Origin of the sequence: Aeromicrobium sp., from assembly GCF_036676885.1 — a bacterium.
Classification (GTDB): Bacteria; Actinomycetota; Actinomycetes; order Propionibacteriales; family Nocardioidaceae; genus Aeromicrobium.
In genome coordinates this window covers 1-9,948 of record NZ_JAKFCB010000109.1, presented here as the reverse complement: position 1 = coordinate 9,948, position 9,948 = coordinate 1, and the positions used below count along the sequence as shown (strand labels likewise).

At 69.0% G+C, this 9,948-nt stretch carries 12 protein-coding genes; 2 read left to right on the top strand and 10 right to left on the bottom strand.

Annotated elements, in window-relative coordinates; all coding sequences use genetic code 11:
- Nucleotides 1-6 precede the first annotated feature (6 nt).
- From V6M46_RS05565 to V6M46_RS05555, 3 genes are read right to left on the bottom strand one after another with little or no spacing between them, the layout of a single operon-like run.
- On the bottom strand, nucleotides 7-339 hold the full coding sequence (locus V6M46_RS05565) for a small basic family protein (RefSeq protein ID WP_332662784.1): 333 nt from the start codon (nucleotides 337-339) through the stop codon (nucleotides 7-9).
- The gene (locus V6M46_RS05560) at nucleotides 336-1,133 is read right to left on the bottom strand and encodes a DUF881 domain-containing protein (protein ID WP_332662783.1); all 798 of its coding nucleotides are present in this window, start codon (nucleotides 1,131-1,133) and stop codon (nucleotides 336-338) included. The genes V6M46_RS05565 and V6M46_RS05560 overlap by 4 nt, the downstream gene beginning before the upstream one ends.
- A 1-nt stretch (nucleotide 1,134) precedes the next feature.
- Nucleotides 1,135-1,710: a CDP-alcohol phosphatidyltransferase family protein gene (locus V6M46_RS05555; RefSeq protein ID WP_332662782.1), complete on the bottom strand. Its 576-nt coding sequence runs from the start codon at nucleotides 1,708-1,710 to the stop codon at nucleotides 1,135-1,137.
- 210 nt (nucleotides 1,711-1,920) lie between these two features.
- Here V6M46_RS05555 and V6M46_RS05550 point away from each other — a divergent pair, with 210 nt between their 5' ends.
- Complete coding sequence (locus V6M46_RS05550; RefSeq protein WP_332662781.1) at nucleotides 1,921-2,538, top strand: superoxide dismutase; 618 nt, start codon at nucleotides 1,921-1,923, stop codon at nucleotides 2,536-2,538.
- 29 nt (nucleotides 2,539-2,567) lie between these two features.
- On the opposite strand, the gene V6M46_RS05545 is transcribed toward V6M46_RS05550, so the two are convergent.
- The 4 genes from V6M46_RS05545 to V6M46_RS05530 are packed head-to-tail and all read right to left on the bottom strand — an operon-like array spanning nucleotide 2,568 to nucleotide 6,247.
- A complete protein-coding gene (locus V6M46_RS05545; RefSeq protein WP_332662780.1) occupies nucleotides 2,568-4,523 on the bottom strand; it encodes a cytochrome c oxidase assembly protein in 1,956 nt (651 codons plus the stop codon).
- Nucleotides 4,504-5,016 carry a copper resistance CopC family protein gene (locus V6M46_RS05540; RefSeq protein ID WP_332662779.1) on the bottom strand — a complete coding sequence of 171 codons (513 nt, stop codon included), beginning with the start codon at nucleotides 5,014-5,016 and terminating at the stop codon, nucleotides 4,504-4,506. The genes V6M46_RS05545 and V6M46_RS05540 overlap by 20 nt, the downstream gene beginning before the upstream one ends.
- Nucleotides 5,009-5,683 carry a YcnI family copper-binding membrane protein gene (locus tag V6M46_RS05535; protein ID WP_332662778.1) on the bottom strand — a complete coding sequence of 225 codons (675 nt, stop codon included), beginning with the start codon at nucleotides 5,681-5,683 and terminating at the stop codon, nucleotides 5,009-5,011. Before V6M46_RS05535 ends, V6M46_RS05540 begins: the two co-directional genes overlap by 8 nt.
- 36 nt (nucleotides 5,684-5,719) lie before the next feature.
- Nucleotides 5,720-6,247 carry a hypothetical protein gene (locus tag V6M46_RS05530; protein WP_332662777.1) on the bottom strand — a complete coding sequence of 176 codons (528 nt, stop codon included), beginning with the start codon at nucleotides 6,245-6,247 and terminating at the stop codon, nucleotides 5,720-5,722.
- 119 nt (nucleotides 6,248-6,366) lie between these two features.
- Here V6M46_RS05530 and rocD point away from each other — a divergent pair, with 119 nt between their 5' ends.
- Nucleotides 6,367-7,581, top strand: coding sequence for an ornithine--oxo-acid transaminase (rocD, locus tag V6M46_RS05525; RefSeq protein ID WP_332662776.1), 1,215 nt, complete (start codon nucleotides 6,367-6,369; stop codon nucleotides 7,579-7,581).
- Between the two features lie 33 nt (nucleotides 7,582-7,614).
- Here rocD and V6M46_RS05520 read toward each other — a convergent pair whose 3' ends face one another.
- From V6M46_RS05520 to V6M46_RS05510, 3 genes are all read right to left on the bottom strand, one after another.
- A complete protein-coding gene (locus V6M46_RS05520) occupies nucleotides 7,615-8,445 on the bottom strand; it encodes a spermidine synthase (protein ID WP_442880450.1) in 831 nt (276 codons plus the stop codon).
- Nucleotides 8,442-9,485 carry a Gfo/Idh/MocA family protein gene (locus V6M46_RS05515; protein WP_332662775.1) on the bottom strand — a complete coding sequence of 348 codons (1,044 nt, stop codon included), beginning with the start codon at nucleotides 9,483-9,485 and terminating at the stop codon, nucleotides 8,442-8,444. Before V6M46_RS05515 ends, V6M46_RS05520 begins: the two co-directional genes overlap by 4 nt.
- Nucleotides 9,486-9,495: 10 nt before the next feature.
- Nucleotides 9,496-9,948, bottom strand: a 453-nt coding sequence (locus V6M46_RS05510; protein WP_332662774.1) for an LLM class flavin-dependent oxidoreductase, incomplete at its 5' end; no start/stop codon positions are given.

Here is a 9,948-nt window from a genome sequence, read left to right as displayed (position 1 = left end):
CGTTTGTCAGGCATGGAAGATCCTCCGGCGAATCGCGGCCGCGTTGGCGAAGATGCGGATGCCGAGCACCACGACGACTCCGGTCGAGAGCTGCGAGCCCACGCCGAGCTGGTCGCCGAGATAGACCATGAACGCGGCGATCACGACGTTCGAGATGAACGACACCACGAAGACGCGGTCGTTGAAGCGCCGCTCCCCCAGGGCCCGCAGCGCCCCGATGACGGCGTCGAGGGCGGCGACGATCGCGATCGGGAGGTATGGCTGGAGGTCCGTCGGCACTGTCGGCTGGAGGACCAGCCCCGCCACGATGCCGATGGCCAGGCCGATGACCGGGATCATTCTTCCCCCTTGATGGCTGTCGCATGGCGGATCGTCATGCGCTTCTTGGGAACGGCAGGAACGGAGAGGTCTGATGATGGTGTCACGCCGAACTGCACCGACGCCTCCTTTTGTCGTGACGCCCAGTAGCGCCCAGCCGGATTGTTCTCGAAGCGCTGCAGGAGCGTGTCGCTCGGCCCGATCGCGACGACGGTGTAGGGCGGCACGATGTCGTGGTAGTTGACGTTGATCACGCCATTGGCGGTGTGAATGCCGGTCAGCGTGCCGATGCGCTGGCCGTTGATCGCCACCGCCTCGGCGCCGGCGTACCAGAGGCCGTTGACCATGATCTGCAGGTCGCGGTCGCTGATGGACCCATCAGGGTTCTGGAGGGCGCTCGGGCTCGCCACGACGGTGATCCCGGGACCGGTGGCCGCCAGGTCGCCGGTCTCGAGGCGGAGGTTCTGGTAGGCCGGGTCGAACCGGTCGGCGGAGGCCGACAGGTCGGCGACCTCCTCGCGAAGCCGTTGGACGGTGGCCTCACGTTCGGCTTGCAGCTCCTTGCGGGCGGCCACATCGCTGATCAGGGTGCTGCGCTCGCGCTCTGTCGCCGGCCGGTCGTTGCGGGTCTGCAGGGCTGCCATCATCACGAGCAGCGCGAATGTCGCCAGGACCAGTGCGGTCAGCGGAGTGTTGAACTCACGCGACTGGGCGTAGTCGCCGGCCCGTACGACGTAGTAGTCGTCGTCAAGGGCGGTGTCGGCGATCTGCTCGAGCAGGCCCTCGGCCCGTTTCGGCGCCTCCGGCTCGTCCACGTCAGCCCCGGGCGACTGGTGCGGTCGTGGCCATGAGCCGGCGCACCTGGAAGGCGTACAGGATGCCGCCCCACCAGTAGAGCGCCACACCCCAGATCGTGAAGGCCCAGCCGAAGACGTTGGCAAGGTCGGCGACCGTGCCGGTCGCGTCGCCCAGCAGCAGCAGGGGGAAGGCATAGAGCAGGCTCGCGGTCGCCGCCTTGCCGAGGAAGTGGACCGGCAACGAGCTGTAGCCGCGCGTGCGCAGGAACGGCACCAGGCTGAACAGGAAAACGTCCCGCAGCGGCAGGATCACGGCGAGCCACCACGGGATGATGTCGCGGTAGCCCAGCCCGATCACGACGGCGAGGATGAAGAACCGGTCCGCCACGGGATCGAGGATCGCCCCGATCTTGGACGTCTGGTTGAGCCGGCGCGCCAGCTTGCCGTCGAGGTAGTCGGTGAAGCCGGAAACCATCAGGACGGCCAGGGCCAGCTCGTCGTACTTGGGCCCGAGCACGAGCCACAGGAAGACCGGGACCAGCAGGAGGCGGACGAAGCTCAGTGCGTTGGGGATCGTGAGGACACGCTCCTCCATCTGATCCGCCTCCTCGCACGTCGTCGTTCCCCCGGGATTGTCCACAGACAGACTAGGACATGCGCCTAGGTCTCCGACCTGCGGACACGGCCCCGATGCCCACGGGTTGGGCACCGCCGTTGCGTGCGGGAACAGGACTGACAGACTGAAGGTTGAAACGCATACAACTACACACCGGGCACACGAGGTGCCCACGTCCCGAGGAGGATCGTGGCTGACTACACACTTCCGGATCTGCCGTACGACTACGGCGCACTGGATCCGCACATTTCGGGCAAGATCATGGAGCTTCACCACTCGAAGCACCATCAGAACTACGTCAACGGCCTGAACACCGCGCTCGAGAAGCTCGACGAGGCGCGCAGCACCGGGGCCCACGACACGATCAACCTGCTCGAGAAGAACCTCGCGTTCAACCTCGGCGGTCACATCAACCACTCGATCTTCTGGAAGAACCTCTCCCCCGACGGCGGCGACAAGCCCGACGGCGAGCTGGGTGCAGCGATCGAGGACAACTTCGGCTCGTTCGACGCGTTCCGCGCGCAGTTCGAGGCCTCGGCGCTCGGCCTGCAGGGCTCCGGCTGGGCGATCCTGGCCTGGGACACGCTGGGCCAGCGGCTCATCAACGTGCAGCTGTTCGACCAGCAGAACAACGTCCCGGCGACGCTGATCCCGATCATCCAGCTGGACATGTGGGAGCACGCGTTCTACCTCGACTACCTCAACGTCAAGGGCGACTACGTCAAGGCGTGGTGGAACATCGCCAACTGGGCCGATGCCCAGGCGCGGTTCACCGCAGCAACATCCGGCGGCCAGATCATCTTCTGACCGCCACACGGTCGACGGCGGGATCCCTTTTAGGGGTCCCGCCGTTTTCCGTGTTCGGCGAGATCGCGCAGGCGGGCGTTGTAGGCCTCGAGCTGCTCGTCGCCCGTACGACTCTCGGAGCGGTCGAACCGCTTGGCCTCGCGGGCATCCGACCGGAACCACTGCACGAGGATCGCGCCCATCACGAGGATCAGCGGGATCTCCCCCATCGCCCAGGCCATGCCGCCGCCGAGGTACTGGTCGGCGAGCAGGTCCGTGCGGTAGGGGCGGTCGAGCTCGTGCCAGTAGTCGCCGGCGAACACCTCGTTGGCGGACATCACCGCGACCGCGAAGAACGCGTGGAACGGCACGGTGACCAGCAGCATCCCGAAACGTACGAGTGGGGCGATCGCCCGTGGCGCGGGATCGATGCCGATCAGCACGTAGTAGAAGAGGATGCCGACGGCCAGGAAGTGCAGCTCCATGATCGCGTGGCCCCAGTGGTTGGCCATGAGGGTCTCGAACGCGCCGCTGAAGTAGAGGCCGTACAGGCTGCCGACGAACAGCACCGGCCCGATCAGGGGATGCGTGAAGAACCGCGAGAACCGCGAGTGCAGGAACGCCAGCAGCATCGTGCGTGGCGACACCTCGCCGGGCTGCCGCGGACCCGGCAGCGTGCGCAGCGCCAGCGTCATGGGCGCGCCCAGCACGAGGAAGATCGGCGCCACCATCGACAGCAGCATGTGCGAGGCCATGTGGGCGCTGAACAGGACGTGTGAGTAGAGCCCCAGCCCGCCGAACGTGGCCCACGCGATGATCACCATGCCGACCAGCCACGAGATCGTACGCCCGACCGGCCATGCGTCGCCGCGCCGGTGCATCGACCAGACGCCCCGCAGGTAGAACGCCGTGCCGAGGCCGACGATCGCCAGCCCGACGCCGCCGCCGGCCCAGCCCCACAGCAGCCTCAGGACGGTCGGCGCGGCCGGCATGGGCCCGCCGAGGAGCTCCTCGACCGGGGTGTTGAGGACGTTCTCGCCGACCGGAGGCGGGGTGCGCGAGAGCGCGACGGCGAGACCGACCGTGGCGCTCATGATGAACAGCTCGGTCATCGCCAGCCGGAGGAAGCCGGCGCCCCGCTCGACGATCCGCCGGCGCTGCCACACGCCGAGCCCGCCGAGGACGACGAGCGCCGCGACCTTGACCAGGACGAGCTTGCCGTACGCCGATCCGAACACCTCACCGAACGATCCGAGCCGGACGGCGGCGTTGATCGCGCCGGAGACGCCGATGATGACGAACGCCCACAGCGCCAGCGACGAGAAGCGGGCGATGGCGGCCTCGAGGCGCTTGCTCCCCCGCACGGCGACCCAGCCGAGGGCGGCGAGACCACCGACCCAGAGGGTCACGCCGACGAGGTGCAGCAGCAGGCTCGTCGTGGCGAGGTCGTGCGAGCCCGACGAGGCGGTGTGACCCGTCAGGGCGATCGGCGCCAACCCGGCAAGGGCGATCCCCAGGATGCCTGCCAGGGACTTCGTGCCGAGGGTCCACCGGACGGCCACGGCCACGACCGCGGCGGCGAGTGCCTGCAGCAGGACGGCACGACCCTCGGACGCGCGGGCGTACCCCTCGATGAACGCCCAGGACTGCTCGTCCAATGGCTTGCCGAATGTCTCGGCCACCTGGACGAAGAAGTAGAAGACGCTGGCGGCCGACCACACCGCAGCCCAGCGCCCTGCGATTCGTACGGCCTGGACCGACAGCCCCTCCACCTCGTCCTGCTTGGACGGCAGGAGGAACACCGCTGCCGCGAGGAAGCCGATGACGAACACCGCGGAGGCGTCCATCAGCACCTTGGTGAACGGCACCGCCCAGCCCACGAACTGGCCCGGATCGGCGTCCGTCAGGGCCGGCTTCGGTGCACCTCCCCCGAGATCGAGGCAGAGCACCATGACGGCCCCGGCCACCAGGAACGCCAACAGGACGTCACGCGTGCTTCTTGTCATCTCGCCTCCTCAGCGGAGCCAGGAGCAACGCGATCGCGACGGCAGCGGCGAGGATGCCCCAGAACAGGTGGGCGCTGTGTCGGTGGATGAAGGTCTCCTCGTCCGGTGGGTCGACCTGTTCGACCGTGCGGCCGCTCGTCGCTGTGTAGTGGATTGTGCCCTCGACCGGGTGTCCGTCGGCCGAGACCACGCGGAAGGCCGCGGTGTAGCGGCCCTTCTGGTCGACGTCGGCGACGGTGGTGGTGACCCGGTTGTCGACGGCCCGCACATTGCCGAGGTCGACCTTGCTGCCATCGGGCGCGGTCACCGTGACGTACGCGGGGTTGCCGATGTTCTCGTTGAACGTCAACGTGATCGCGGCCGGCGCGGCCGCGAGAATCGCCCCGTCCTCGGGGTCGGACCCGACGAGCGACGCATGCGCCGACGCCGGGCCCGGGGCCACGAGGAGCAGGATGAGGCTCAGGAGAGCCACACGGAGAGCGACGTTATGCACGACGTCGATTCTCCCGCAGGGCGACAACCAGGGCGACGGCCGCCACCACCAGCGCCGTCCCGCCGAGCCAGCGTCCGGTGTCGTCCCGGTCGTAGGCGATGCCCATCTCGCTGGCCTTGCTGTCGCCCGCTGTGTCCACGACGGGCTCGGTCAGCCTGAGCGTCGGCGCCGGGTGCTCCGCCTCGGTGTCACCCTTCTGGGCCTGGTCCCAGGCGACGACCTCGCCGTCGCTGTACGTCTGCACGGCCGTGAACGAGATCTCACCCGCCTCGGGGAACGGGCCGCCCGAGATGGCGAACTCGTCGAACTGTGACGGCGGGATGCCGGCGCCGGTCGACGTCCAGGTGATCGTGCGTACGGCCTTGGTCAGCTCGAACTCGCCGACCTTGGTGGGCCGGTCGAGGTTGGCGTCCTCGACCGTGACCTGCCAGCCCGGCTTCGACTCGGCGCTGACGAACGCGAACGGTGTGTCGGTCGGCAGCGTGACGACCAGCTTGGTCGTCGACGCGGTCTCGGACTCGGTCGGCACACGGAACACCGCCTTGCCGAACCCGCCCTGAGCGGCATCGGTCGAGGAGACGGTGACATGGGCGAATGCCGGGCCGGCGATGCCCACGAGGGCAGCCGTGATGAGCGCAGCAGACAGCCGCGCGGTGGTGCGGTTCATGAAAAGGACCTTCTGTGAGGAGTGTGCGGAGCGGGGTCAGGACCCGGTCGGCGGTCCCCTCTCGGCGCGCGAGTGCGCGAGGCGTACGTCGTGGAGTGATCGCGTCGCGACGACGGCCGGCAGCGGCCGCCACGACGGTACGGGGGCAACCTGCAGAGCATGCGCGATCGCGCGGAGGCCCAGGCGCTCGGCCAGCTGCCACACGAACGCCTCACCGCGAGCCAGCGCCAGCGCGCTGATCGCGGTCGCGGCGACGTGGGCGGCGACCATCGATGCTGACATCGTCATCTCGCCGGCGGAGCAGCCGAGATGGACGCAGGCCTGGCACAGGACCAGGAGCCCGAGCAGCTGGCCGGGGGTGACGCGGCGGGCCGACAGCAACCAGGCGATGGCGGCCGAACCGGCGAACGTGGCGATGACGGCGCTAGCGCCGAGCTCGCCGCCGGCGCCTGCGTGGCCGGTCGCCGCCGTGGCGACACAGGCCAGCGCGGCAGCCGTCGAGCGTACGAGCCGGACGGGACCTGCGGCCGGTCGCAACGCAACGTCGAAGGCGGTCCCGGGCACGCGATCAGGCTATCGATCGCACTCCCGGCCAGCTGCACCGGCGGGGACATCGACGACGCGAAGGATGTCCGGAATCCCGGTGTTCGAGGTGGGCCGTGTACGTATGTACCGTGGGTCACATGGCAGCAGCTCCTCACGACACCGCGTCCTTCATCACCCTCGACGAGCAGTGGGGTGCGCACAACTATCACCCCCTCCCTGTGGTGATCTCCGAGGCCGAGGGCGCCTGGGTGACGGACGTCGACGGCAACCGCTACCTCGACTTCCTGTCGGGCTATTCGGCGCTCAACTTCGGGCACCGTCACCCCGCTCTCATCGAAGCTGCGCGCAACCAGCTCGACCGCCTCACGTTGACGTCCCGCGCGTTCCACAACGACCAGTTCGGCGCGTTCTGCCGTGACCTCGCCGCACTCACCGGCACCGAGATGGTGCTGACGATGAACACCGGGGCCGAGGCCGTCGAGTCGGCGATCAAGGTCTCGCGCAAGTGGGCGTACGAGGTCAAGGGCGTCGAGTTCGACCGCGCCGAGATCATCGTCGCCTCCGGCAACTTCCACGGTCGTACGACGACGATCGTGTCGTTCTCCGACGACCCGGCCGCACACGACAACTACGGCCCGTTCACGCCCGGGTTCATCACGGTCCCCTACGGCGACCTCGATGCGGTGCGTGCCGCGATCACACCGAACACCGCCGCGATTCTCATGGAGCCGATCCAGGGCGAGGCCGGCGTCATCGTGCCGCCCGCCGGGTTCTTCGCCGGCGTGCGCGCGCTGTGCGACGAGAACGAGGTCCTTCTCGTCGCCGACGAGATCCAGTCTGGCCTCGCCCGCACCGGCAAGCTGTTCGCGCTCGACCACGACGACGTACGAGCTGACCTCTACACGCTCGGCAAGGCCCTCGGCGGCGGCATCATCCCCGTCTCGGCAGTCGTGGGCCGTGCCGACGTGCTCGGGGTGCTCAAGCCCGGTCAGCACGGATCGACGTTCGGCGGTTATCCCGTTGCGTGCGCCGTCGGCCGTGCCGTCGTCGACCTGCTCAGCACCGGCGAGTTCCAGGAGCGCTCACGCGACCTCGGCGAGCACCTGCACGGGCGGCTCAACGAGCTCGTCGGCAAGGGACTCGTGACCGTACGCGGACGCGGCCTGTGGGCCGGCATCGACATCGACCCGGCGGCCAAGACCGGGCGTGAGGTGTCGATGGCGTTGCGTGATCGCGGGGTGCTCTGCAAGGAGACCCACGAGCGCACGCTGCGCATCGCTCCCCCGCTGGTCATCACCCGCGACGAGATCGACGATGCCGTCGACGCGCTGACCGAGGCGTTGCACGCGTAGGTTCCGTCCTTGCCAGACCTGCGCGGGCGGCCCTCAGCTGAAGAAGGCCGCTCCGCCGGGCGGCGCCGGCGAGCGCTGGGTGTCCGCGTCGGTGAACGGGGTCTTGCCGGCGAACTTCTCGATGACGTCCCGGTAGGGCAGCACGCGGTACGGCAACGGTGAGCTCGCTGCGCGCCGGGCAAGCGCTTCCCACGGCAACGGCACCTGTGACGCGGTGACGAGGACGTTGCCGAACCGGCGGCCCTTGAGCGTTGCCGGCTCGGCGCTGATCATGACCTGACCGAAGTTGTCGCGTACGCCGCGGACGACCCGGCGTACGTACGGGAACGGCGCCTTGTCGGCGAGGTTGAGCAGGACCACGCCGTGCTCGACGACGACCCTGGCGAGATCGGCGAAGAACTCGGCGGTCGCCAGCTCCGCAGGGATCTGGGCGCCGTCATACGCGTCGAGGATCACGACATCGGCGAAGCCGGGCCGCAACGCCGCGATCCCCGAACGCCCGTCGACCGGCCGCACCTTGATGCCGCTGTTGCGAGGCAGCGGCAGCTGCTCACGGACGAGCGCGGTGACCCGTTCGTCGGGCTCCAGCACGATCTGCGCGGACGTCGGCCGGGACACCGATACATACCGTGGGATCGTCATGGCCGCTCCGCCGATGTGCACGAAGCGCAGCGGTTTGCCGGGGCTGCCGAGCGCGTCGATGACATCGGCGATGCGCTGCATGTAGTCGAACTCGAGCCGGCTGGGGTCGTCGAGGTCGACGTGGGACTGGTCGGTCCCGTCGATGCGGAGCGTGTGGCCCGACGGGCGGTCCCGGTCCTGGACGATCTCGATCGCACGCCCGGCGGGTTCGCTGACACTCACTCCCGCAGGCCCGCTGCCGTCATGTCGTCCCCGATCTGGCGGCGGATCTCGTCGGAGGCCTCCAGCGCGATGATCGACGACTCGAGCGTACGCAGCGGGGTCTGCCGCTCCCCTGCCGTGATCCGGCGTGCGGCCTCGGTCGCCTGGAAGTGGAGTCCGGTGACCTGGTCGCCGAGCGGCTCGTCATACGTCAGCGTGCGACTCCCATCGACAGACCTGACGGTCAATGGTCCGGGGCTGTGGTGGGTGGGCTCGACCGTGAGGACGGCCTCGGTGCCGACGATCGTGACGTCGTTGCGGAGGAAGCCGTACAGGGTCGTGGAGATCACCGAGAGCGCACCGCCGGCGTGCGTCATGGTCGCGCCGAGCTGACCGTTGACCCCGTGCGGGTCCGGTCGCCCAAGAGCAGCGATCGACTCGTGCGGTCCGAGCAGCGAGGTCACGAACGACAGCGGGTAGATGCCCAGATCGAGCAGAGGGCCGCCGGCAAGGGCCGGGTCGAACACTCGGTGCCCCTCGGGGAACGACTCGCCGTAGTCAGAGTGGATCGACTTGACCTGTCCCAGGATCCCGAGCTCGAGCGCCTGGCGGACGACGTCCCATTTCGGCAGGAACAACGTCCACATCGCCTCGGCACAGAAGAGGCCGGTCTCTGCCGCCTTCGCGGCGATCTGACGGGCCTGGCCGGCGCTCAGCCCGATCGGCTTCTCGACCAGCACGTGCTTGCCGGCATCGAGGCTGAGCAGTGCGAGCTCGAGGTGGGACGGGTGCGGCGTCGCGACGTAGACGATGTCGACCTCCGGGCGCTGCGCCAGCTCCTCGTAGCTGCCGACAGCGGTCGGGATGCCGTATCGCGTGGCGAAGTCCTGCGCTCGCGGGAGGGCCCGCGAGCCCACGGCGACGACCTCCTGGCGGGTGTGCGCCTGCAACGACTCGACGAACCGCTCGGCGATCCAGCCCGGCCCCATGACGCCCCAACGCAGCGGCGGCGCCTCCATCGAGTCTGGCGTGCGCGGGCTCGGCAGCGAGGCAAGGTCCATGACGACGACTCTAGGCGAGCGCCTCGTGGACGAGCGGCACGACCTCGCGGCCGTACAGCTCGATGCTGCGCATGAGCTTGTCGTGCGGCAGCGTGCCGTTGCTGAACTTGAGGTCGAAGCGGTCGATGCCGAGGATCCTGGTGTTGCGGACGATCTTGTCGGCGACGGTCTGCGGCGATCCGACGTACAACGCGCCCTCCGGGCCCGCCGATGCCTCGAACTCCTCGCGGCTCGCCGGCGGCCAGCCGCGCTCGCGGCCGATCCGGGTGCGCTGCACCTCGTAGTGCGGCCAGAGCTCGTCGCGCGCCTGCTCGTCGCTGTCGGCGACGTGCCCCGGCGAGTGGACACCGATCGGCAGCTGCGGCTTGCCGAGCTGCTCGAGCGCCTGCCGGTAGAGGTCGGCGTACGGGGCGAACTGCGCGGGCGGTCCACCGATGATCGCCAGCATCAGCGGGATGCCGTA

What these genes read in the sequence shown, in the direction of transcription:
- V6M46_RS05555 (WP_332662782.1), bottom strand. Translation starts at nt 1,710, where the DNA reads ATGGAGGAGCGTGTCCTCACGATCCCCAACGCACTGAGCTTCGTCCGC.
- V6M46_RS05535 (WP_332662778.1), bottom strand. Translation starts at nt 5,683, where the DNA reads ATGAACCGCACCACCGCGCGGCTGTCTGCTGCGCTCATCACGGCTGCC.
- rocD (WP_332662776.1), top strand. Translation starts at nt 6,367, where the DNA reads ATGGCAGCAGCTCCTCACGACACCGCGTCCTTCATCACCCTCGACGAG.
- V6M46_RS05515 (WP_332662775.1), bottom strand. Translation starts at nt 9,485, where the DNA reads ATGGACCTTGCCTCGCTGCCGAGCCCGCGCACGCCAGACTCGATGGAG.
- V6M46_RS05545 (WP_332662780.1), bottom strand. Translation starts at nt 4,523, where the DNA reads ATGACAAGAAGCACGCGTGACGTCCTGTTGGCGTTCCTGGTGGCCGGG.
- V6M46_RS05565 (WP_332662784.1), bottom strand. Translation starts at nt 339, where the DNA reads ATGATCCCGGTCATCGGCCTGGCCATCGGCATCGTGGCGGGGCTGGTC.